We start from the raw sequence: 22243 nt of genomic DNA, 5'->3' as shown, positions 1-22243 counted from the left end.
GAGCCCGGCGTTACTTGGGCGGCGGCGGCGCCAGCACGCTGCGGTCGCCGTTGTGCTCGGGCGGACTGACCACGCCGGCCGCTTCCATCGCTTCGATCAGGCGCGCGGCGCGGTTGTAGCCGATCTTCAGGCGACGCTGCACACCGGAGATCGACGCGCGACGGGTTTCGGTGACGATGCGCAGGGCTTCGTCATACAGCGGATCGGACTCATCGCCGCCACCGCCGCCCGCCTCCGGCAGGCCGCCGGGGCCGACCACCACGCCATCGCCCATCATCTGCACTTCGTCCAGCACGCCGGTGATGTAATCGGTCGGGCCGCTGGCCTTGAGGTGCTCGACCACCCGATGCACTTCCTCATCGGAGACGAACGCGCCATGCACGCGGTCCGGCAGCGCCGTGCCGGGCGGCAGGTACAGCATGTCGCCATGGCCGAGCAGGGTTTCCGCGCCGGACTGGTCGAGGATGGTGCGCGAATCGATCTTGGAACTGACCTGGAAACCGATGCGGGTCGGGATGTTGGCCTTGATCAGACCGGTGATCACGTCCACCGAGGGACGCTGGGTAGCCAGGATCAGGTGGATGCCGGCCGCACGCGCCTTCTGCGCCAGGCGCGCGATCAGCTCTTCGACCTTCTTGCCGACGATCATCATCATGTCGGCGAATTCGTCGATGAAGATCACGATGAACGGCAGCGTCTCCAGCGGACGCGGGGCCTCGCCGAGCTCCGGGTTCGGCTTGAACAGCGGGTCCATCATCGGCTGCCCGGCGTCCTGGGCATCCTTGACCTTCTTGTTGAAGCCGGCCAGGTTGCGCACGCCCACCGCGCTCATCAGCTTGTAGCGGCGCTCCATCTCGGCCACGCACCAGCGCAGGCCGTTGGCAGCCTCCTTCATGTCGGTGACCACCGGCGCCAGCAGGTGCGGGATGCCCTGGTAGACGCTCAGCTCGAGCATCTTCGGGTCGATCATCAGCATCCGCAGGTCTTTCGGCGAGGCCTTGTACAGCAGGCTCAGCACCATCGCATTGACCGCCACGGACTTGCCCGAGCCGGTGGTGCCGGCGACCAGCAGGTGCGGCATGCGCGCCAGGTCGGCCACGGTCGGGCGGCCGGCGATGTCCTTGCCGAGCGCGAGGGTCAGCACGCTGGCCGACTTGTCGTATTCCTTGGAGCGCAGCAGCTCGGAGAGATAGATCATCTCGCGGGTGACGTTGGGAATCTCCAGACCCACCACCGACTTGCCGGGGATCACATCGACCACGCGCACCGACTTCACCGACAGCCCGCGGGCGATGTCCTTGTCCAGCGAACTGATCTGGCTGACCTTGATGCCCGGGGCCGGCTCGATCTCGAAGCGGGTGATCACCGGGCCCGGATACGCACCCACCACCCGGGCGTCGATGCGGAAATCCTTGAGCTTGAACTCGATCTGGCGCGACAGCGTCTCCAGCGTGCCCTCGTCATAGCCCTTGGGCTGCGGCTTGGGATCGTCCAGCAGCGCCAGCGGCGGCACGTCCGAGCCATCGCCGTTGACCCCGCGGAACATCGGAATCTGGGTCTCGCGCTTGGCGCGGTCGCTCTTCTCCAGCACCGGCTCCGGGCGAGGCTCGATCTTGACCGGCTCGCGCTTGGCGCGGACCTCGGCGTCGACCTTGCGCACTTCCTGGCGTTCCTCGCGCATCGCGCGGGTCTGCTGCCACTCGGTGGCCTGCTCTCTCTTCTTGTTGAACAGCGGCGGCAATGCCAGCACCCAGTTGCCGATCTTCTCCATCACCACGAACCAGGAAATGCCGGTCGCCAGGGTGATCGAGGCCAGCAGCAACACCAGCACGAACAGATTGGCGCCCAAGGCGCCGAAACCGACGCTCAGTGAACTGCCGACCAGCTTGCCGAGAATGCCGCCGGCGTGCGCCACATCGGCGACGAACAGGCGCAGGTGCAGGAAGCCGGTGCCGGCGATCAGGAAGCCGACCAGGCCGACCAGGCGCAGTGCGGGATCGAGATCATGCTCGCCCTTGGCCTCGCGCTTTAGGCCGAACATCGCGATCCAGGCCAGTGCGCCCAGCACGATCGGCAGCACGAAGGCCATGTACCCGAACAGCTGCAGCAGCACGTCGGCGATCCAGGCGCCGGCGCGGCCGCCCATGTTGTGGACCGGCGCGACCACGCTGCCGGTATGCGACCAGCCCGGATCGGTGGCCGAGTAGGTGAACAGACTGGCCACCAGATACAGCAGCGCCGGGGCGACCGCGATCAACCCCAGATCGCGCCACAGGCGCTGCCGGCGCGGATTGTCCACGCTGGCCGGTTTGCGCGGCGCTGCCTTGCTGTCGGACGCCTTGGCTCGTTCCGGGACCTGTTTCGCCACCTTAGACCACACCTTGGGAATGCACTGTTAGTGCTTGATAATAAACGACTGGACCCTACCCCGGTAGGTGTCGGCCGCCGGCCGGCACGGCCCGCGTCAAAACACCGGCGCCGGGATGTCAGTCGCGCTCGGCGGGTTGCCGCGTTCCACTGCGCGCCTTGAATCGCCCCGCCCCTGCCGCCACTCTATGACTTCGCTCGGATGCCGCGCAATCACTGTGCAGGCACCCCGTCCTACCTTCTATTGCGAGCTTACATGAGCAACTCCAAGCACTCCCGCCTGTTGATCCTTGGTTCCGGCCCGGCCGGCTGGACCGCCGCCGTCTACGCCGCGCGCGCCAACCTCAAGCCCGTCGTGATCACCGGCCTGCAGCAGGGCGGCCAGCTGATGACCACCACCGAGGTGGACAACTGGCCTGGAGATGCGCACGGCCTGATGGGCCCGGACCTGATGACCCGCATGCAGGCGCACGCCGAGCGCTTCGAGACCGAGGTGATCTTCGATCACATCCACACCGCCGATGTCTCCCAGCGTCCGTTCAAGCTGATCGGTGACAGCGCCGAGTACACCTGCGACGCCCTGATCATCGCCACCGGCGCCACCGCCAAGTACCTGGGCATCCCCAGCGAAGAGGCCTTCAAGGGCCGCGGCGTGTCGGCCTGCGCCACCTGCGATGGTTTCTTCTACCGGGACCAGGACGTGGTCGTGGTCGGCGGCGGCAACACCGCCGTGGAAGAGGCCCTGTACCTGTCCAACATCGCCCGCAAGGTCTACCTGGTCCACCGCCGTGACACCCTCAAGGCGGAAAAGATCATGCAGGACAAGCTGTTCGCCAAGGTCGCCGCCGGCAAGATCGAGACCGTCTGGCACCACCAGGTCGAGGAAGTGCTGGGCAACGAGGCGGGCGTGACCGGCGTGCGCGTGAAGTCCACCCTGGACGGCAGCACCCGCGACATCGAGGCCCACGGCTTCTTCGTGGCGATCGGCCACCACCCCAACACCAGCCTGTTCGATGGCCAGCTGACCATGAACAACGGCTACCTGGACATCCGTTCGGGCCTGGGCGGCAACGCCACCCAGACCTCGGTGGAAGGCGTGTTCGCCGCCGGCGACGTGGCCGACCAGCATTACCGCCAGGCGATCACCTCGGCCGGTTTCGGCTGCATGGCCGCCCTGGACGCCGAGCGCTACCTGGATGCCAAGGGCCAAGCGAGCTGATCCGACGCCCGTTCCGCGCAGCACACGAAGGCCGGTGGATCATTCACCGGCCTTTTTGCTGGGCGGCACCGTCCCCGCGCGCTGCGCCTGCCCCCGCTGCTCTATCCTCTGTCCATGCCCGATCCACGCTTCCTGCACCGTCTGTCCGATGTCCCCGCCGCTGCCTGGGACGCCCTGCACGACGGACGCAACCCGTTCCTGTCGCACGCCTTCCTCGCCGGCCTTGAAGAACACGGCTGCCTGCGCCCGGAGTGGGGCTGGCGGCCACGCCACTTCACCCTGTGGGAGGGCGACGCCCTGGTGGCGGCGATCCCCGGCTACCTCAAGGACAACTCGCACGGCGAGTTCGTGTTCGATCACGCCTGGGCCCACGCCTATGCCCAGCATGGGCTGGACTACTTCCCCAAGTGGCTGGGCGCGGTGCCGTACTCGCCGGTGACCGGCCCCCGCGTGCTTGCGCGCACGACTGAAGACAGGGGCGCCCTGCTGGCACTGCTGGCGGGCGAAGTGGCCCGCCTGGGCTGGTCCTCGGCCCACGTCAACTTCCATCCTGCCGACGAGGACGCCAGCTTCAGCCCGGACTGGCTGCTGCGCGAGGACATCCAGTTCCAGTGGCACAACCCCGGTGGCTGGCAGACCTTCGACGACTTCCTCGGCGCGATGGATCACAAGCACCGCAAGAACATCCGCCAAGAGCGCGCCAAGCTCGCGCGCAGCGGCGTCACGTATCGCATCGTGCAGGGGGATGAGGCCACCGAAGCCGACCTGCGTGCCATGCACGGCTTCTACCTGCAGACTTTCGCCGAGTACGGCAACTCGCCCGCATTGACGCTGCCGTTCCTGCAGCATCTCGCCCGCACGATGCCGCGCGCGCTGGTGATCTTCCTGGCCCTGCTCGACGGCGAGCCGGTGGCCGGTGCGCTGTGCCTGCGTGGCGCGGATACGTTGTACGGCCGCTACTGGGGCGGGGCCACCCTGCCCGGGCTGCACTTCGAGACCTGTTATTACCAGGGCATCGCCTACTGCCTGCGCGAGGGTCTGGCCCGCTTTGAACCGGGCGCACAGGGCGAGCACAAGCTGGCCCGCGGGTTCCTGCCCCGCACGGTGCGCAGCCGCCACTGGATTGCAGAACCGGCCTTTGCCGAAGCCTTGGTGGCGTGGTGCGCACAGGAACGCGTCGAGGTCGCCCACTATGCGCGGGTGCTGGCGGCGCACAGCCCGTTCAAGGCCGACACGGTCGACCCGACATGAGCCGCCGCCTGCCCTGGCGCCTGGACGATGCATCCGACGCCCCCTTCCCGCCCGCCGAGACCGCTCTCCGCGATCCCGACGGCCTGCTCGCGCTCGGCGGCGACCTCTCTCCGGTGCGGCTGCTGAATGCGTATGCGGGCGGCATCTTCCCGTGGTTCTCCGAGGGCCAGCCGCTGCTGTGGTGGTCGCCGGACCCGCGCATGGTGTTCCGCACCGACGCCGTGCACCTGTCCAGCCGCTTCCGTCGCTCGTTGCGGCAGACCACCTGGACGCTGCGGGCCGATACCTGTTTCGAGCAGGTGATCGATGCCTGCGCGGCCAGCCCGCGCCCGGGCCAGGACGGCACCTGGATCACGCGGGACATGCGCGATGCCTATGTCCACCTGCACCGGCTCGGCTTCGCGCACTCGGTGGAGGTGTTCGACGACGCGCGGCTGGTCGGCGGCATCTACGGGGTGGCGATCGGGCGGATGTTTTTCGGCGAGAGCATGTTCAGTGCGGCATCCGGCGGCTCCAAGGTCGCCCTGGCCGGTCTGGCCCATCGGCTGGCCGGCTGGGGCTGGCCGCTGATCGATGCGCAGGTGGAAAACGACCACCTGCTGCGCATGGGCGCCGAACACTGGCCGCGGCAACGCTTCCTCGCGTTGGTGCGTGAACAGGTCCAACAGCCAGCTGCCGCAGGCGATTGGAGCGATCTGTTCGGTACGCTGGCCGCCGCCGCCCTGGCCGATCCTGGCGCGCCTTAACCAAAACTTTGCATCAAACGCCCGACCCGCGTAAAATGCCCGCTCTTCAGGCCAGCTCGGCCGGTTACAGAACTGCACAGGACTACATGTCGAAAGACGACTCCATCGAGTTCGAGGGCACCGTCAGCGAGACGCTGCCGAACACCACTTTCCGCGTACGACTGGAAAATGGGCATGAAATCATCGCCCACATCTCCGGCCGCATGCGCAAGAACTACATCCGCATCCTGACGGGCGACCGCGTCAAGGTCGAAATGACCCCGTACGACCTGACCAAGGGTCGCATCACCTACCGCATGAAGTAAGCGGTCCGGGGGTTGTTCCCGCCAGAAGGCCAGCCAGGTGCTGGCCTTTTCGCGTGGGCGTCGCTCAGTGCGGCAGGCCTCACCCTGCCATGCGGCACCCTGACCCAGTGCACCCTGACGTCGGTCAGGATGCCTTGATGCAGATTCGCCCTGGCACGCAACGGTCCACTCTGGCTCTCGATCCAATCCGGATCCCGACCCGATGGCCCCCGCCATGAAGCGCCCGACCTCCCTGTTCCTGCTCGCCACCTGCCTTGCCGCCGCCTCCGTCCAGGCCGCCGAACCGGCCGCGCCCGCCGACTGCATCACCCTGTCCCCGGACAAGCAGGTGGTGCGCAACCGGGCCGACCGCGATGTGCTGCTGCGCAACGGCGACCAGCACTATCTCGTCCGTTTTGACCGCTCCTGCAGCAGCGCCGCCATGTCGTCCAGACTCGACTTCGCCACCCCGGGCCAGGACGGCCAGCTCTGCGGTGGCGGCGTGAGCAAGCTGCACACCAACAGCCAGAGCTGTGACGTGGCGGCGGTGGAGCCTCTCACCGCAGAGCAGTTCAACCGCAAGGCCCGCGCCCGCCGCTGAGCAGGCGCCCGGTCCGCGCACAGAAAAGCCCCCTTGCGGGGGCTTTTCGATTCATCTCGACAGCGCCGGCCGGGCGATTACACGGTGGCCGGCAACAGGCGCTCCGGCTCGGCCTCGGTCTCGACGAACAACTGGTCGTCGCGGACGTCGATGCTGACCCGGCCGCCGTTGACCAGCTTGCCGAACAGCAGCTCGTCGGCCAGCGGACGCTTGATCTTGTCCTGGATCACGCGGGCCATCGGGCGGGCACCCATCAGCGGGTCGAAGCCATGGTGGGCCAGCCAGTCGCGCGCGGTCGGCGTGGCCGACAGGCTGACGTGCTTTTCCTGCAGCAGCATTTCCAGCTCGATCAGGAACTTGTCCACCACGCGCAGGATGTGCTCGAAGCCCAGCGCCTGGAACTGCACGATCGCATCCAGACGGTTGCGGAACTCCGGCGTGAAGCTCTTGCGGATCACTTCCATCGCGTCGGTGGCATGGTCCTGGCGGGTGAAGCCGATCGACCGCCGCGAGGCCTGCGCCGCGCCGGCATTGGTCGTCATCACCAGCACCACGTTCTTGAAGTTCGCCTCACGGCCGTTGGTGTCGGTCAGCACACCGCGGTCCATGACCTGCAGCAGGATGTTGAAGATGTCCGGGTGGGCTTTCTCCACCTCGTCCAGCAGCAGCACGCAGTGCGGGGTCTTGACGATCTTCTCGGTCAGCAGGCCGCCCTGGTCGAAGCCGACATAGCCCGGAGGCGCACCGATCAGGCGGCTGATCGAATGTGATTCCATGTACTCGCTCATGTCGAAGCGCACCAGCTCGATACCCAACTGCAGCGCGAGCTGCTTGGTCACCTCGGTCTTGCCGACGCCGGTCGGGCCGGAGAACAGGAAGTTGCCGATCGGCTTTTCCGGATTGGCCAGCCCCGAGCGGGCCAGCTTGATCGCCGAGGACAGCGTCTCGATGGCCGGGTCCTGGCCGAAGATCACCATCTTCAGGTTGCGCTCCAGGTGCTGGAGCACGTCCTTGTCGGTCGCGCTGACCTGCTTGGCCGGAATCCGCGCCATCTTGGCGACGATGGTCTCGATCTCCTCGATGTCGATCAGCTCCTTGCGCTCACCGTCCGGCAGCAGGCGCTGACGGGCACCGGCTTCGTCGATCACATCGATCGCCTTGTCCGGCAGCAGACGGTCATTGATGTGCTTGACCGACAGATCCACCGCCGCCTGCAGCGCGTCATCGGCGTAGGTCACACCATGGTGCGCTTCGTACTTGGGCTTGAGGCCCTGCAGGATTTCGTAGGTCTCGCCCACGGTGGGTTCCACGATGTCGATCTTCTGGAAGCGCCGAGCCAGGGCCCGATCCTTCTCGAAGATGCCGCGGTATTCCTGGAAGGTGGTCGAGCCGATGCAGCGCAGCTCGCCGGAGGCCAGGGCCGGCTTGATCAGGTTGGAGGCATCCATGGTGCCGCCCGAGGCCGAGCCGGCGCCGATGATGGTGTGGATCTCATCGATGAACAGCACCGCGTTCGGCAGCTTCTTCATCGCGGTCAACACGCCCTTCAGGCGCTTTTCGAAATCGCCGCGGTACTTGGTCCCGGCCACCAGGGCGCCCAGGTCCAGCGAGTAGATCACCGCATCGGCGAGCACGTCCGGTACGGAGCCTTCCACGATGCGCTTGGCCAGGCCTTCGGCAATCGCGGTCTTGCCCACGCCGGCCTCGCCCACGTACAGCGGGTTGTTCTTGCGGCGGCGGCACAGGACCTGGATGGTGCGCTCGATCTCATCGGCGCGGCCGACCAGCGGGTCGATCTTGCCGTTGCGGGCCTGGTCGTTGAGGTTGCTGGCGAACTCGGCCAGCGCATCGCCCTTGCCCTCGCCTTCGGCGCCCTCGGCGCGGCCCTCGCCATCGGCGGCAGGCGGCACTTCGCCCTCCTCGCCCAGCTTGGCGATGCCATGGGAGAGGTAGTTGACGATATCCAGCCGGGTCACATCCTGCTGGTTGAGGTAATACACCGCATGCGAGTCCTTCTCGCCGAAGATCGCCACCAGCACATTGGCGCCGGTGACCTCCTTCTTGCCCGAGGACTGCACGTGGTACACCGCGCGCTGCAGCACGCGCTGGAAGCCCAGGGTCGGCTGGGTATCGCGCCCGTCATCTTCGGCCAGGCGGGAGACCGAGGCCTCGATGGCTTGCTCCAGTTCCTGGCGCAGGCGCTCGGCATCGGCGCCGCAGGCCTTCAGGACAGCCTGGGCGGACGGGTTGTCGAGCAGGGCCAGCAGCAGGTGTTCCACCGTCATGAATTCATGCCGGGCCTCACGGGCGCGCTTGTAGCACTGTCCGATGGTGTGTTCGAGGTCTTTACTGAACATGATTAACTCCGGCGGCTGTTGGGAACAATATGCGGCCAACCATCACGATTTCCATCACCCTAGCGGATCAGTGCGTTCATACGGCGTTAGCACTCCGCCGATCGCGCCCTCTATTGGACGAGCATCCATCATGCACGAACTTCCGGCCACGAAATGGCAGCTCCACCGTGACGGCGATGTCATCGAGACCCCGCGAGGCCGGCTCTGGCCGGTACGCCTGCCCGACGGCACCCCGGCGATGTTGAAGATGAGCACGCATGCCGAAGAACCCAACGGCCACCTGCTGCTGGACTGGTGGGACGGCGACGGCGCCGCGCGGGCGATGCCCCCGTTTCAGGGGCTCAGCGATCTGCTGCCCCGTCTGGGGCGCGGCGGATGTTGGCGGGCGCTGTGATCGCTGCTGGAACAGTGCAGATCGCGAGTGCAGCGGCTGCTGGCCGACCCGCGCGAGCGCGGGTGCATCTCTGGCCAAGGCGCGGACGGCGCTGAAGCCGCACGTGAGAAGGGCTTCCGCCCTCAGCCGCTGGCCTTTTCCATCGTGCACAGCAGCGGATGCTGGTTCATGCGCGAGAATTCGTTGACCTGGGCAACCTTGGATTCGGCGACCTCGCGGGTGAACACCCCGCACACACCGCGGCCGCGGGTATGCACGTGGAGCATCACCTGGGTGGCCTGGTCCAGGTCCATGGAGAAGAAGTGCTGCAGGACGGTCACCACGAAATCCATCGGGGTGTAGTCGTCGTTCAACAGCATCACCTGGTACAGCGGCGGCGGCGCGACCTCGGGACGTGCAGGCTCAAGCAGCACGCCGTGGTCGTGATGAGTTTCGTGGGAAGTCTCGCGGGGCATCCCTCCATTATAGGGCCCTGCTCCACCGGATTGGACGTCGCCCCCTGCGGCCCTTCACAATCTGCACTCTCCAACCAGACGTTCACAGGGATTTCATGAAAAGGATTGCTGCCGCACTGCTGCTGGCCGTGACTGCCACCGGCGCCCATGCAGCCGAGCCGGACAAGGCGGTCGGGCGTGCACTGGACAAGCTCGACTACACCTACGAGGTGGACGAGGACGGCGACTACAAGATGGTCTTCGACATGGATGATGGCCGCAGCCAGCTGGCCTTCGTGCGCTCCACCGTCGAGGAGTTCGGCAAGCACACGATCCGTGAGATCTGGTCGCCGGCCTACAACGCGCCCGGCAAGCAGTTCCCCGCCGCGGTGGCCAACCGCCTGCTCGAGGATTCCCAGGACGCCAAGATGGGTGCCTGGGTGAAGCAGGACCAGCTGGCGATGTTCGTGGTCAAGGTCGACGCCAACGCCACGCCGGAGGCGCTCAGCGACGCGATCGATGCCGCGGTCCGCACCGCCGATGCGATGGAGCTCGAGCTGACCGAGCAGGACGAGTACTGAGGTGAGCGCCGTGCAGGAACCGCGCTGGACGCCCCATGTCACCGTGGCCACCGTGGTGGTCCGTGACGGGCGTCTGTTGCTGGTCGAGGAGGCGATCGACGGTCGCCAGGTGCTGAACCAGCCTGCTGGGCACCTGGAGCCGGACGAAAGCCTGGCCGCTGCCGCGGTCCGCGAAACGCTGGAGGAAACCGGCTGGAAGGTGCGCCTGAGCGCCTTCATTGGCACCTACCAGTGGACCGCCCCGGACGGCACGCCGTTCCTGCGCTTTGCCTACGCGGCCGAGGCGCTTTCGCACGATCCCGCGCGCCCCCTCGACACCGGGATCCTGCGCGCGCTCTGGCTGACCCCGGCCGAGCTGAAGGCCGATCCGGCCCGCCTGCGCAGCCCGCTGGTGTGGCAGGTGGTCGCCGACTACCTCGCCGGCCAGCGCCATCCGCTGTCGCTGGTGAAGGAGGTCGCATGAGCACCCCACGGATCATGGTCGGGGTCTCCGGCGGCGTGGACTCCTCGGTCGCGGCCTGGCGGCTGGTCCAGCAGGGCGAGCCGGTGGCCGGCCTGTTCATGCAGAACTGGGCCGACGACGGCAGCGGCGACTGCCGCGCCGAAGATGACCGCCGCGATGCCGTGGCGGTCTGTGGCCTGCTCGGCATCCCGTTCCATTTCCGCGATTTCTCCGGCGAGTACTGGCAGGGCGTGTTCGAGCACTTCCTGGCCGAGTACGCGGCCGGGCGCACGCCCAACCCGGACGTGCTGTGCAACCGCGAAGTGAAATTCAAGCATTTCCTCGACGCCGCGCGTGAGCTCGGCGCCGAGCGCATCGCGACCGGGCATTACGCCCGCATCGCGCAGGTCGGCGGGCGCTGGGCACTGCTGCGCGGCGCCGACCGCAGCAAGGACCAGAGCTACTTCCTGCACCAGCTGGGCCAGGAACAGCTGGCCGCCACGCTGTTCCCGATCGGCGACCTGCAGAAGAACGACCTGCGCCGGATCGCCCGCGACGCGCGGCTGCCGACCCACGCCAAAAAGGATTCGACCGGGATCTGCTTCATCGGCGAACGCGACTTCCGCGAGTTCCTCGGCCGTTACCTGCCGGCGAAGACGGGCGAGATCCGCGATCCTGATGGCGCCCTGATCGCCGAACATCCCGGCGTGTTCTACTTCACGCTGGGCCAGCGCGAGGGCCTGAACATCGGCGGCGTGCGGGGCCGGCCGGCCGCCCCGTGGTACGTGGTGGGCAAGGATGTCGCCAGCAACGTGCTGTATGTCGACCAGGACCGCGAGAGCCCCTGGCTGCAGTCGACCCGGCTGCATTCCGAAGTCGCCCACTGGATCGCCGGCGCTCCGCCTGCGCGCCGGTTCGACTGTACCGCCCAGACCCGCTACCGCCAGCCGGATGAACCGTGCACGGTCACCGTGCGCGACGATGGCACCCTGGAGGTGCGCTTTGCCCGGCCGCAGCGTGCCGTCACCCCGGGTCAATCGCTGGTGTTGTATGACGATGAGGTCTGCCTTGGCGGCGCCGTCATCGCCGCCACCGATGCGCCACTGGAACAGCGCCTGCGCGCCACCCCTTCTCCTTTCGAGGTATCTGCTGCATGAGTTTTTCCGTCGACGACCGCGTTCTTGCTCTGGCCGGCATCGCCCAGGCCCTGCAGCAGGTGCGCCGCATCGCCGAAACCGGCCACTCCGAAGCCGCCGTGGTCCGCACCGCGGTGGACAGTGTGTTCCGCATCGACGCGGCCAGCCCGCAGGAGATCTACGGCAGCGCCAGCAATGTCGCCCCGGGCCTGCGCCTGCTGCACAACTACCTGAGCAGCCAGGGCCAGGACGAGCACGTGCCGCGGCTGGCGCTCTCGGTCCTGCAGCTGGAGCGCCGCTTCGTGCGTGAGCACGCGCTCGTGGCCAAGGTCAGCACCGGCATCGAGCGTGCCCAGGCGCAGGCCAGCGAGCTGGGCGACAGCGCCCATCCCGACGTGCTCGCCGCGCTGGGCGGCCTGTACGCCGACACCATCAGCAACCTCAAGCCGCGCGTGATGGTCCAGGGCAACCCGCACTACCTGGGCCAGGCCGGCGTGGTCGCCGAGATCCGCGCCCTGCTGCTCGCCGCGGTCCGTTCGGCGGTACTCTGGCGCCAGACCGGCGGCCAGTACTGGGATTTCCTGTTCTCCCGCAAGACCATGCTGGAAGCGATCGCCCGCCAGCTGCGCTGACCTGTGCAGCCACCCATGGGGTGGCTCTACATGGGGGCCGGAACGTGCGGTTTTTGATCGAATGTGTGGTGCAGGACTAAAGCAAACCGGGGTACGGCCGATACAGCATCCGTGCACCTCCCCGAGAACGTCCATGTACTCACGCCTCTTCATCCGCCTGGCCGCCCCCCTGGTCCTGACCCTTCTGCTTCCCTTTGCCATTGGCTTCGAGTGGCCAGCCGCCCTGCGTTGGGCGATCCTGACCACGATGACGCTCAGCTGGCTCGGGTTTGCCTGGTGGTCGGCCCGCGCCCAGACCCAGCGTTCGCCTGAACAGGCCCGCATCCTGCGCGAGCAGGACCAGCTGCTGACCGAGCTGCGCTCGTTCGTCGGCAACGAAATCGACGGCTCGCGTGGCGAAGTCGAACGTGCCCGCGACCTGATCCGCCACGCGGTCAGCGGCCTGGGCAGCAGCTTCGATGCCATGAACCGCAAGTCGCGCCAGCAGAGCCAGGCATTGGCCCGCATCGTCGACCGTGCCGGTGAAGACGGCGGTGCCGGCGTGGACGTGGCCCGTTTCGCCCAGCATGCCAGCCAGCGCATGGAGCAGCTGGTCGAAGCGCTGGAGCAGGTCAGCGGCCAGAGCAGCAACACCGTGCAGCACATCGACCAGATGGCGCAGCACCTGGATGGCATCTTCGCGCTGCTGGAAGACGTCAAGTCGATCGCCGACCAGACCAACCTGCTGGCGTTGAACGCCGCCATCGAAGCAGCGCGTGCCGGTGAAGCCGGTCGTGGGTTCGCGGTGGTTGCCGACGAGGTCCGCAACCTGTCCGAGCGCTCGACCACCTTCAACGAGCAGATCCGCAAGCTGGCCCACAGCTCGAAGGACGCCATCGCCAAGGTCCGCGAGACGGTTTCGCACATGGCCTCCCGCGATATGGACCGTTCCCGCGAAGCGCGCCACGAAGCCGCGCAGATGCTGGACAACGTGGCCCAGATCAACGCCTCGCTGGGCGATGGGATGCGCGAGATTTCCGAGTGCGGCCGCGCCATCGACAGCAGCGTCGCCGAAGCGGTCCGCGCCCTGCAGTTCGAGGACATCGCGACCCAGGCCCTGGGCGGCGTGCATACCCACCTGGATCGCCTGACCGCGATCAACCGCGAGGCCGTGGCCCTGCAGGAACTGCTGCACCGCAGTGGCGGCGTGTTCGACGAAGAGGTCGTGACCGCCCTGCAGCGCACCGGCACCCGCCTGCGCGACATGCGCACCGAGTGGGAGCGCCCGCCGCACAAGGCGGTCGCCCAGCAGAGCATGGCCGCCGGCGCGGTCGAACTGTTCTGATCCAGCGGTAACGTGCCGCACGCGGCACACCCTGCGGCCCCGGTACCCCCGGGGCCGTTGCGCTTGCACTCCCCGCCTTGGCTGCAGATGATGGTCCGATGTTGAATGCGTCCGTGTTGTCCGTTGCATCCGTTGTCCCCGCCGAGCTGGAACCGGCGGTGCAGAGCAGTGACGGCGCAATTCCCGTCGCCCTGCCTGACGCCCCCGCGGTGCCGGCCACCCCGCTGCAGGGGCGCGCCCTGATTGAACGGCTGGAGCAACTCGCCCGGCAGGAACTGGCGCAGCTGGCCAGGCATCCCTCGCACGCTGTTGCCGCCCTGCCCTCCGCCATCGATCCCGCCATCGCCGGCCTGGCGTGGGACCTCGGTTTGAGCGGTGATGATCTGGACGCGGCTGCGCGTTGAGGGTGTGGCGTCCGCCGCCACTCCAAGCCAGCCCGTCTGATGACTGAGGGCTACCCAGCGTATCAACCTCAGTCCCGCCCACCTGCAGTTCGGCGCAGCGACAGCAAAACCCTCTTCGCGAAGCGCGTTTGGAAGTGACCCGCATGCCCAAGCGGGAGCCATGGATCACGACGATCCATGGCTAATCGCATCTGCTGTGGTATTGCCCCGATGATGATGATCCTGTTCCACATAGGGCCGGACCATGCTCCTGATGGTTTTTCGCCCAATTTTCGGATTTGTTGCATGGCAAGAGCCGCAGTACTGCCTGCATCATGGGTTTTCAACCCGGCAGGCGCCCTTGCGAATGGACTTACAGCTCGTCACAGACCGTAGTAGGTACACGCTGGCCCGTCCTGTCATCCGCTTCCAACAGCTCGACATCGGCCTCGGTCATTATGACTTCTATGTAGACGGCAGGCGGGTTGAGACGACTGTAGGACAGCCACGTGAGTATGAGCTCAGACTGCTGGATTTCCGGGACAGGATCGGCGAGTGCTTCCTGGTTGATCTTCACATCACATATCGGCCCGGTGGGCGATCCGAAGGCGCAGAGCGCACTGCCGTCGCATCCAATACCGTCACGCTGGAGCTCGATCTGCGGGACATCAAGATTCTAACCACTGCCTCGGGCATAGCGTCCCAATACCTGGAGTACCAGGGGCAGGTGTACTTCATTAGCGCGGACCGCGAAGGAAGAAAGCAATGGCGCCTGCAGGCAGATGCAACATCGGCCAAGGCACTGCAGGGGTTGTCCAAAGGGCAATGCTATCTGCGGGATCACGCCGCCGTCTTCAGCGATGGACGGGCGCTGAAGGGACTGAACCCAGAGACTTTCAGCATCCTCAATGGCATCTTCGCCAGCGACGGGAAGACAGTCATCACCTTGTACGGAAATGCAAAGGTCACTGATCCGCAGAGTTTCGTCGTCCTGGACGATGGGCACCAGGACATTACTGACAATGAGTGCGTCATCAGTGGCTATGCACGTGATAAGGCGAATGGCTATTGGTTCACCAACAGCACCTCCTCCAAGCATGCAATGGTAATCAGGGCCTGCAAGCAGCCTGCATCGCTTGAATCGTTGGGGAATGGCTTCGCCCGCGACTGCGACCATGTGTATCTGGAGGGAGTACGGATACCCGCTGCAGATCCGCAGACGTGGCAGAGAATAAATCGACTCTACTCGCGCGATGCGAAGCATGTGTTCTACCTCACCAGAAAACTGGAGGCTGATCCGGACACTTTCCAGGCCCTGGAGTCCTTCGATCCATTGGAATCCAGCTATTGGGGCCGGGACAGGACGAACTATTACTGCCGATGGGAGGTGACGAACTGTGAAAACTATCAGCGTGACGTTCACGAGGCGCCGAATCGGCCACAGATGGCCATAGAAGGAACTGACGAGTGCTGAAGCAATCACTCCCCGCTGCACAACTGCAACAGCTCGGCGAGTACTGCAAAGCCGGGCGAGAATACTGGAAGAGTGGTCGTATTCAAGAGGCCGAGGCCTGCTTCCTGAGTGCCTGGGAGGTCATCCCTGACCCAAAGTGCTCGCACGACTATGCACAGAGTCTCTCCCGGGGAATGGTTGATTTCCTCAAAGAAACCGGGCAGTTCGACAAGGCCATACAGTGGCTTGATGTGATGCACGAAGCCTATGCAACTGGTATTTGCGAAACCTCTTTCGACTACGTGGACTTCATTGCAGGCACCGTATACCTCGATGCCAGCGACGTCGCTTCCGCGTATGCAACTTTCAAGAGACATTACGACGCACATGGGAAGCGACCGTTCATGGGGGAAGACAAGAAGTACCTGGCGTTCTATCTTGAACACAGGGATACCCGCATAGGCTCAGGGAATATGCCGCCCCTCATCCCCACCAAGAATCCTTGATAAGAGCCTGACCTTCGGCTCGAGCCTTCATGAAAATTGACCACAAGCGTGCACTTGAGGCCTTCGACGAATTCCTGATGATCATGGACGACCAGCTGGACTGGCTGGTTGATCAGGCGGAAGCGCGCGGGATTGAGCTGGATGGCAGGCCGGAAAGCCTCGGTCGGTTTGAGCAGCTCCACGACATCATGGTCCCGGCTCTGGATGACGACGAATGCTCTGCCCTGCGCGTGGTGTTCGCCCGATACCTGGGGGAGTATGTCCGGACGCAGCACGGCGGCCAATGGACGCTTCCGCTGGATGATCCCAAGGACGTGAACTTCAACCTGCCGGTCATCGTTGGGCACTCCTCCTGCAGCTGGCTGGAGTTCAACCCTATTCGCACCATGCGCGCCTATGCGCTGCGCCCTTACCCGGGAATGCTCCGGGAAATAATCGAACACAGCGTCGCGCCGACGACATTGGACCTGACCGATCTGGTGGAACAGTGAGGGTGCCGCCCGATCCGATCTCGCCAAGCACCTGAGGGCATCTCTATCGCGCTGGAGTCGCCGATCGAAGCTACTCTCTACGCAAAGTGCGTGCCACTGCGCTCCCGCGAGATGATTCCGGAGAAGATTCCGGCGCCGATCGCCGCGACGCCAAAGCCGAACAGATATTTCAGGGGTGCAAGGAAGGTAATCAGTACCTTGAACCAGGCTGGAATCGAGGAGTCGGCAAGCAGGTGGCTGTTACGCGCGTAGACATCCTCCAGGCCTGCATAGTAAAGCGAGGCGCATACGATCATTAGTACCCCGGTCATGGCCTTGAAACGGTCGCTTTGACGACCACGCCGACGGTACATCAGGATCAGCATCAGTACGTTGGTAATCAACGCAATGACGCCGGCGTAGGTTATGTCATTCCGGACCAGGAGGGCCAGAAGGGGCAGGCGTCGAACGACCTCGACCCATGTGCCGCAAGCGATCAGCGAGATCGTCACCCCCCAATGGATAATCGCGAGCTCGCGCCGATTGCTGTCTTCGCTCAGCCACCCGTTCAGCCCGATCCAGAGGCGCCGTGGCAGTGCGGGCGAAGGTAGCGCGGGATCACTCAAACGACATGCACCAGGGCCGGCGGCTCACCGGCAAGCAGCGATGACACCCCCAGCTTCAACCACTGCGCCAGATCGCGCGGCGCCAGCGGACGCGAGTACAGGTAGCCCTGGATCTCGTCGCAGCCCTGGCGGCGCAGCATCGCCTCTTCCTGCTTGGTCTCCACGCCTTCGGCGACGACTTTCATGCCGAGCGCGTGGCCCAGGTGCACGATCGCCTGGGTGACTTCGGCGGTGCCGGCGTCGTGCAGCATGCCCTGGACGAAGCTGCGGTCGATCTTCAGGCGGCCGACCGGGAAGCGGTTGAGGTAGTGCAGGTTCGAGAACCCGGTGCCGAAGTCGTCCACCGCCAGCGGCACGCCGTGGCGCTCGAGGACATCGAAGCAATGCCGCAGCACATCGGTGTCGCGGATCAGGGCGGACTCGGTCAGCTCCAGCTCCAGGCGCTGCGGTGGCCAGCCGTGGGCGTGGCAGATATCGATCACGCGCTCGGCGAAGCCGCGGTCGCGCAGCTGCACGGCCGAGACATTGACCGCCACGCGGTCGAACTTCAGGCCGGCGGCGTCCCACGCGGCGGCCTGGCGGCAGGCTTCGGCCAGCACCCAGTCACCGATCCGCACGATCTCACCGCACTTCTCGGCGATCGGAATGAACTCGGCCGGGCTGCAGTAGCCGGTGCCGGGACGATGCCAGCGCAGCAGCGCCTCGATCGCCGGGGGCTGGTCGTTCTCGGCATGCAGCAACGGCTGGTAGGCCAGGGTGAACTCTTCGCGTTCGATCGCGCCCAGCAGCGCGTGCTCGATCTCCAGCTTGCGCTGGATCTTGGCCAGCGCGTCCTGGCTGTAATACTGGTAGGTATTACGCCCGGCTTCCTTGGCCGCGTACATCGCCGCATCGGCGGCGCGCAGCAGTGATTCGAAATCCTGGCGGCTGTCGTCGAGCATCGCGATGCCGACGCTGGCACCGACCTTGAGCGTGCTCTCGCCGCGGTGCAGCGGCTCGGCCAGCGAGGCGATCAGCTTGCGTGCCACGTGGCCGGCATCTTCCGGTGCTGCCAGGTCACGCAGCACGACGATGAACTCGTCGCCACTGAAGCGGCCGAACAGATCGTTGTTGCGCAGGCTCTGGTGCAGGCGCGAGGCAGCCGCCTTCAGCAGCGCATCGCCGGTGGCGTGGCCGAAGGTGTCGTTGATCGTCTTGAAGCCGTCCAGATCGATGAACAGCATTGCCAGCGGGCTGCCGCGGTCGCGGGCTTCCTCGATGGCGTCGGCGGTCTGCTCGCGCAGCAGCATCCGGTTGGGCAGGCCGGTGAGCAGATCGTAATGGGCCAGCAGTTCGATGCGCTCATTGGCCTCGCGCTCGCGGGTGATGTCACGGAACAGCACGACGAAGCGGGTCGGCAGGCCGTCGCGCCTGTCCAGTTCGATCAGCACCTGGACCCAGATGCGCAGCCCGGACTGGCGGTAGAAGCACAGGTCCAGCTGCTCGGGCAGCCCGCCGTCGGCGATGCGCAGCAGGGCTGCCTCGAAGGCGTCGCGCGAGTCCTGGGTGTAAAGGCCCAGCGCCTGGTCCAGGCTGATCGGCTCCTTGCGCAGCCCATGGATGCGGTAGCACTCCTCGGTCCACTGCATGTGGCGGGTGCCGACCTCGATCTCGCAGCCGCCGATGCGGCCCAGCGCGGAGACCCGGTTGAGCAGCTCGGTGCGCCAGCGGATCAGCGCGTCGGTCTGGTGTTGTTCGGTGATGTTCTGGACCTGGCCCAGCAGGCGCTGGATGCGTCCGTCCGGGCCGATCAGCGGCTGCATCCACACGCGCAGGTGCAGCGCGCCGGTGCCACGGACCAGCTCAAGCTCCAGCGTGGTCGCCGCGCCATCGCGCCACATCCGGCGCCAGGCGCCGCGCAGCCGGCCACGCGATTGCGGCTCCAGCTGCCGCAACCAGTGCCGTCGGCCGTGCATGGAATCCTCGCCCATCTCCAGCAGCGCCCGGAACTCGGGCGACCACCAGAACCGGCGTGCTTCCGGATTCCAGGACCAGCTGCCCATGCTCGCGATGCGCTGGGCTTCGCGCAGGTGCACCTGCTGCTCGCGCAGCTGGGCTTCCATCTGCTTCTGGGCCTGGATGTCGGTATGGGTGCCGACCATGCGCAGCGGCTGCCCGTCGGCAGTGCGGGTCACCACCCGGCCGCGGTCCAGCACCCAGCGCCACCCGCCGTCCGGGTGGCGCGCGCGGAACTGGGCGGTATAGGCGTCGCTCTCGCCGCGCAGGTGCGCGTCCATCGCCACCCGCACCGCCGGCTGATCATCCGGGTGGACGTTCTCCAGCAGCGCGCTGACGCCCTCGGCGCGGACATGGGAGTCTTCCACGGGCTGGCCGTCCCAGCGTCGAGAGCGGCGCACGCTGTCGCTGGGCAGGTCCCAATCCCACAAGCCATGCCCGGCATGATCCAGCGCCAGTTCCCAGCGGCTGCCCGCGTAGGCGGCGACCGGCTCGGGCACGCTCAGGGTGAAGGCCAGCAGGTGCCCATCCGGATCGTGCACGGCGCGCATCCCCCCATCGAACCGGCCGCCGGGCCCACCGGGAAGCTGGCAGGGCACCAGGCCGCCGTCGGCGGCGAGCAGGCGCAGGTCTTCCAGTACCTCGCCGTATGCAGCGATCGTGGCCGGCAGGCCATGCTCGCGCGCGGCCGGGTTGGCGGCGATCGGACGACCGGCACGGTCGAGGATCACCAGCGCCGAGGCCAATGGGTGCTGCAGCAGACTCGCGATAATCCCTTGGTCCACGCCCTGTAACTCCGATAACGCACCCGACAACCGGGGAACGCAATCGTTAACGGCGGGCGCTGCGGATTATTGAGTTCCCTCGCGCCCTGCATCCTCACCCGGGGCAGGTAAGATGACGCTTGCCTTGTCCGATTGGCCCCGCCCTGCCCCATGTCCACCCCTTTGCCAGGCCCTTCCGAACGCGCTGCCGAACCCCCTCTCGCCCGCGATCTGCGCCGCGACCGGTGGCGCGTGGTCGTTGCCTACCTGGTCCTGGCCCTGGTCTGGATCCTGTGCAGCGACGCGGCGGTCAAGGTGCTGGCCGGTGACCTGCAGACGGCCGCGCAGTGGCAGACCATCAAGGGCACGTTCTTCGTGGTGGCCAGCGCGGCACTGATCTATCTGCTGCTGCGCCCGCTGGCCCAGCACGTGCTGCATGCCCACGCGCGGCTGGAGCATTCGGAAACGCGCCACCGGCAGATGTTCGAGGGCAATCCCGGCCCGATCCTGGTCTATGACCTGGAATCGCTGGCGATCCTGGACGTCAATCCGGCTGCCGCAGGGTTCTTCGGTTTCAGCCGCGAGACCTTCACCGCGATGCCGATCACCGCGTTGTGGCCGCCCGGCCACGAGGCGATGCTCGAGGCCAAGCTGGAGCAGATTCGCGCCCATCCCGAGCAGCTGTGCGTGATCACCGCCGATCTGCGCCTGAGCGATGGCAGCACACGGCGCATGGAGATGCGCAGCAACTTCATTGATTACGGTGGCCGCCGCGCGCGCCTGTTGATCGCGATCGACCGCACCCGCGAAGACCAGGCCCTGCTGCGCCGCGACCAGGCCTTGGCCCGGGTCGAGGAAGCGCATGAAATGGCGCGCATCGGTGCCTGGGAGATCGACCCGGCTACGGGCCTGGGCCGCTACGCCAACCAGGTCTATCGCCTGCTCGGCCGGCGCCCGCCCGAGGCCCGGCGCTGGCACCGCTTCGACGAGCTACTGGTCCCGGCCGATCCGGCCACGGCGGCGCTCAGCGAACAGCTGCTGCATGAGATGAGCTCCGGCGAGCCGGTGCAGATCGACGTGCTGTTGCCGCTGCTGGCGATGGACGGGCGCGCCCTGATGGTGCATCTGCGCGCCGAGAGCGGCCAGGATGATGCCGGGCGCCCACGGGTGCTGGGTACGCTGCAGGACGTCACCGAGCGCGAGCAGTCGCGGCGCCTGCTGCGCGAGCGCGAAGAACAGTTCCGCGAGCTGGTGCGGGTGCTGCCCGACGGCGTGGTGATCCTGTCCGAAGAGCACGTGCTGTATGCCAACGCGTGCGCGGCCACCCAGTTCGGCTATGGCCACAACACCCTGCTGGGCGAGCCACTGGCCGCGCTGGTCACTGCCGATGACCTGCCCCGCGTGCGCGCCCAGCTGTTCGCGCAGTTGCCGCCGCAGAGCGCGGGTGCTGGCGAGGTGATCGGCATGCGGCGCTTCAACGGCCACGCCTTCCAGGCCGGGCTGGCGGTCGGCGACGTGCGCTACGGTGGGCGCGACTGCAAGCTGCTGATCGTGCGCGACCTCAGCGAGCCCGAGCGCATCCGCGAGGCGCTGGAAACCAGCAACCGCGAGCTGCAGGCCATGGCCGGGCGGTTGTTCTCGCTGCAGGAAGACGAGCGCCGGGCCATCTCGCGCGATCTGCACGACGACATCGGCCAGGCGATCACTGCCATGAAACTGTCCGCGTATGCCGCGCAGGACGAGCAGGATGCCGCCCGCCGCGACGAGGACCTGGCCCAGATCATCCAGTTGGCCGACGCCACCGTCGGCAAGCTGCGCGACATCTCCACCCTGCTGCGTCCACCGCAGCTGGACGCGCTGGGGCTGGAAGCGGCCCTGCGCTGGCAGGCCGGCGTGCTGTTCCGCTCGGCGGCGATCGAGCTGCTGCCGGATATCCAGTCGCTCCCGCGACGGCCGGCCGGCGACATCGAACAGGCCTGCTTCCGCATCGCCCAGGAAAGCCTCACCAACGTACTGCGCCACGCACGCGCCAGCCAGGTCAACCTGCACCTGCGCGATGTCGACGACCACGGCCTGCATCTGCAGGTGCGCGACGACGGCGAGGGCTTCGACCCCGACGGCCCGCGCGGGCTGGGCCTGATCGTGATGCGCGAGCGTGCGCAGAGCGTGGGTGGCACGCTGCGCATCGAATCGGCGCACGGTGCCGGTACCCTGATCGACCTTTACCTGCCGTACCGCGCCACCGGCGCGACGGCTCACGACGCACTGGAACACTGAG

21 protein-coding genes are annotated in these 22243 nt (G+C 66.6%); 16 read left to right on the top strand and 5 right to left on the bottom strand.

The genetic code is table 11. The features are described from left to right. Positions 1-10: 10 nt before the first annotated feature. Positions 11-2368, bottom strand: coding sequence for a DNA translocase FtsK (locus ABE473_RS00530; RefSeq protein ID WP_176988989.1), 2358 nt, complete (start codon positions 2366-2368; stop codon positions 11-13). Between the two features lie 255 nt (positions 2369-2623). Between ABE473_RS00530 and trxB the strand changes: the two genes are divergently transcribed. From trxB to ABE473_RS00505, 5 genes are all read left to right on the top strand, one after another. Next, positions 2624-3586, top strand: coding sequence for a thioredoxin-disulfide reductase (trxB, locus tag ABE473_RS00525; protein WP_346488057.1), 963 nt, complete (start codon positions 2624-2626; stop codon positions 3584-3586). Positions 3587-3700: 114 nt separating this feature from the next. Then, positions 3701-4837 carry a GNAT family N-acetyltransferase gene (locus ABE473_RS00520; protein ID WP_346488056.1) on the top strand — a complete coding sequence of 379 codons (1137 nt, stop codon included), beginning with the start codon at positions 3701-3703 and terminating at the stop codon, positions 4835-4837. Next, positions 4834-5583, top strand: coding sequence for a leucyl/phenylalanyl-tRNA--protein transferase (aat, locus tag ABE473_RS00515; protein ID WP_346488055.1), 750 nt, complete (start codon positions 4834-4836; stop codon positions 5581-5583). Before ABE473_RS00520 ends, aat begins: the two co-directional genes overlap by 4 nt. A gap of 86 nt (positions 5584-5669) precedes the next feature. Beyond that, complete coding sequence (gene infA / locus ABE473_RS00510) at positions 5670-5888, top strand: translation initiation factor IF-1 (protein WP_005409596.1); 219 nt, start codon at positions 5670-5672, stop codon at positions 5886-5888. Positions 5889-6090: 202 nt separating this feature from the next. Next, positions 6091-6468 carry a hypothetical protein gene (locus tag ABE473_RS00505; protein ID WP_346488054.1) on the top strand — a complete coding sequence of 126 codons (378 nt, stop codon included), beginning with the start codon at positions 6091-6093 and terminating at the stop codon, positions 6466-6468. Between the two features lie 77 nt (positions 6469-6545). Here ABE473_RS00505 and clpA read toward each other — a convergent pair whose 3' ends face one another. Beyond that, the gene (gene clpA, locus ABE473_RS00500) at positions 6546-8825 is read right to left on the bottom strand and encodes an ATP-dependent Clp protease ATP-binding subunit ClpA (protein WP_346479142.1); all 2280 of its coding nucleotides are present in this window, start codon (positions 8823-8825) and stop codon (positions 6546-6548) included. Between the two features lie 130 nt (positions 8826-8955). Between clpA and ABE473_RS00495 the strand changes: the two genes are divergently transcribed. Further along, entirely contained in the window at positions 8956-9219 is a 264-nt protein-coding gene (locus ABE473_RS00495; RefSeq protein WP_346488053.1) for an aminoglycoside phosphotransferase family protein, read from the top strand. 122 nt (positions 9220-9341) lie between these two features. Here the strand turns inward: ABE473_RS00495 and clpS are convergent, their stop codons facing one another. Continuing rightward, positions 9342-9674 (bottom strand): ATP-dependent Clp protease adapter ClpS, encoded by a 333-nt coding sequence (gene clpS / locus ABE473_RS00490; RefSeq protein ID WP_019184760.1) that lies wholly within the window; start codon positions 9672-9674, stop codon positions 9342-9344. A 95-nt stretch (positions 9675-9769) separates the two neighbouring features. Between clpS and ABE473_RS00485 the strand changes: the two genes are divergently transcribed. The 9 genes from ABE473_RS00485 (at position 9770) to ABE473_RS00445 (ending at position 16601) form a co-directional block, all read left to right on the top strand. Then, complete coding sequence (locus ABE473_RS00485; RefSeq protein ID WP_179458965.1) at positions 9770-10234, top strand: hypothetical protein; 465 nt, start codon at positions 9770-9772, stop codon at positions 10232-10234. 1 nt (position 10235) lies between these two features. Then, the gene (locus tag ABE473_RS00480) at positions 10236-10697 is read left to right on the top strand and encodes an NUDIX hydrolase (RefSeq protein WP_346488052.1); all 462 of its coding nucleotides are present in this window, start codon (positions 10236-10238) and stop codon (positions 10695-10697) included. Beyond that, positions 10694-11833 carry a tRNA 2-thiouridine(34) synthase MnmA gene (gene mnmA / locus ABE473_RS00475; RefSeq protein ID WP_179458967.1) on the top strand — a complete coding sequence of 380 codons (1140 nt, stop codon included), beginning with the start codon at positions 10694-10696 and terminating at the stop codon, positions 11831-11833. The genes ABE473_RS00480 and mnmA overlap by 4 nt, the downstream gene beginning before the upstream one ends. Next, a complete protein-coding gene (hflD, locus tag ABE473_RS00470; protein ID WP_179458968.1) occupies positions 11830-12444 on the top strand; it encodes a high frequency lysogenization protein HflD in 615 nt (204 codons plus the stop codon). The genes mnmA and hflD overlap by 4 nt, the downstream gene beginning before the upstream one ends. Positions 12445-12577: 133 nt before the next feature. Then, a complete protein-coding gene (locus ABE473_RS00465) occupies positions 12578-13768 on the top strand; it encodes a methyl-accepting chemotaxis protein (RefSeq protein WP_319209347.1) in 1191 nt (396 codons plus the stop codon). A 98-nt stretch (positions 13769-13866) separates the two neighbouring features. Beyond that, positions 13867-14172 (top strand): hypothetical protein, encoded by a 306-nt coding sequence (locus tag ABE473_RS00460; protein ID WP_346488051.1) that lies wholly within the window; start codon positions 13867-13869, stop codon positions 14170-14172. A 244-nt stretch (positions 14173-14416) separates the two neighbouring features. Further along, entirely contained in the window at positions 14417-15625 is a 1209-nt protein-coding gene (locus tag ABE473_RS00455; protein ID WP_346488050.1) for a DKNYY domain-containing protein, read from the top strand. After that, positions 15619-16110, top strand: coding sequence for a hypothetical protein (locus ABE473_RS00450; protein ID WP_346488049.1), 492 nt, complete (start codon positions 15619-15621; stop codon positions 16108-16110). The genes ABE473_RS00455 and ABE473_RS00450 overlap by 7 nt, the downstream gene beginning before the upstream one ends. 29 nt (positions 16111-16139) lie before the next feature. Next, the gene (locus tag ABE473_RS00445; protein WP_346488048.1) at positions 16140-16601 is read left to right on the top strand and encodes a hypothetical protein; all 462 of its coding nucleotides are present in this window, start codon (positions 16140-16142) and stop codon (positions 16599-16601) included. Between the two features lie 77 nt (positions 16602-16678). Here ABE473_RS00445 and ABE473_RS00440 read toward each other — a convergent pair whose 3' ends face one another. Then, positions 16679-17206, bottom strand: coding sequence for a hypothetical protein (locus ABE473_RS00440; protein WP_346488047.1), 528 nt, complete (start codon positions 17204-17206; stop codon positions 16679-16681). Beyond that, complete coding sequence (locus ABE473_RS00435; protein WP_346488046.1) at positions 17203-19986, bottom strand: EAL domain-containing protein; 2784 nt, start codon at positions 19984-19986, stop codon at positions 17203-17205. Before ABE473_RS00435 ends, ABE473_RS00440 begins: the two co-directional genes overlap by 4 nt. A gap of 150 nt (positions 19987-20136) precedes the next feature. Here ABE473_RS00435 and ABE473_RS00430 point away from each other — a divergent pair, with 150 nt between their 5' ends. Beyond that, the gene (locus ABE473_RS00430) at positions 20137-22242 is read left to right on the top strand and encodes a PAS domain S-box protein (protein WP_346488045.1); all 2106 of its coding nucleotides are present in this window, start codon (positions 20137-20139) and stop codon (positions 22240-22242) included. The last annotated feature ends 1 nt before the right edge of the window (position 22243 follow it).

It is taken from the genome of Stenotrophomonas sp. TWI700 (genome assembly GCF_039673645.1).
Taxonomy (GTDB): Bacteria; Pseudomonadota; Gammaproteobacteria; order Xanthomonadales; family Xanthomonadaceae; genus Stenotrophomonas; species Stenotrophomonas maltophilia_AA.
This window is presented reverse-complemented; position numbering and strand designations above follow the sequence as displayed.

Bases quoted from the DNA above. Each gene is read 5' to 3' on its own strand.
- ABE473_RS00465 (WP_319209347.1), top strand. From the start codon at position 12,578: ATGTACTCACGCCTCTTCATCCGCCTGGCCGCCCCCCTGGTCCTGACC.
- hflD (WP_179458968.1), top strand. From the start codon at position 11,830: ATGAGTTTTTCCGTCGACGACCGCGTTCTTGCTCTGGCCGGCATCGCC.
- ABE473_RS00445 (WP_346488048.1), top strand. From the start codon at position 16,140: ATGAAAATTGACCACAAGCGTGCACTTGAGGCCTTCGACGAATTCCTG.
- trxB (WP_346488057.1), top strand. From the start codon at position 2,624: ATGAGCAACTCCAAGCACTCCCGCCTGTTGATCCTTGGTTCCGGCCCG.
- ABE473_RS00520 (WP_346488056.1), top strand. From the start codon at position 3,701: ATGCCCGATCCACGCTTCCTGCACCGTCTGTCCGATGTCCCCGCCGCT.
- clpA (WP_346479142.1), bottom strand. From the start codon at position 8,825: ATGTTCAGTAAAGACCTCGAACACACCATCGGACAGTGCTACAAGCGC.
- clpS (WP_019184760.1), bottom strand. From the start codon at position 9,674: ATGCCCCGCGAGACTTCCCACGAAACTCATCACGACCACGGCGTGCTG.
- infA (WP_005409596.1), top strand. From the start codon at position 5,670: ATGTCGAAAGACGACTCCATCGAGTTCGAGGGCACCGTCAGCGAGACG.
- ABE473_RS00495 (WP_346488053.1), top strand. From the start codon at position 8,956: ATGCACGAACTTCCGGCCACGAAATGGCAGCTCCACCGTGACGGCGAT.
- aat (WP_346488055.1), top strand. From the start codon at position 4,834: ATGAGCCGCCGCCTGCCCTGGCGCCTGGACGATGCATCCGACGCCCCC.
- ABE473_RS00505 (WP_346488054.1), top strand. From the start codon at position 6,091: ATGGCCCCCGCCATGAAGCGCCCGACCTCCCTGTTCCTGCTCGCCACC.
- mnmA (WP_179458967.1), top strand. From the start codon at position 10,694: ATGAGCACCCCACGGATCATGGTCGGGGTCTCCGGCGGCGTGGACTCC.
- ABE473_RS00430 (WP_346488045.1), top strand. From the start codon at position 20,137: ATGTCCACCCCTTTGCCAGGCCCTTCCGAACGCGCTGCCGAACCCCCT.
- ABE473_RS00485 (WP_179458965.1), top strand. From the start codon at position 9,770: ATGAAAAGGATTGCTGCCGCACTGCTGCTGGCCGTGACTGCCACCGGC.
- ABE473_RS00455 (WP_346488050.1), top strand. From the start codon at position 14,417: ATGCTCCTGATGGTTTTTCGCCCAATTTTCGGATTTGTTGCATGGCAA.
- ABE473_RS00460 (WP_346488051.1), top strand. From the start codon at position 13,867: ATGTTGAATGCGTCCGTGTTGTCCGTTGCATCCGTTGTCCCCGCCGAG.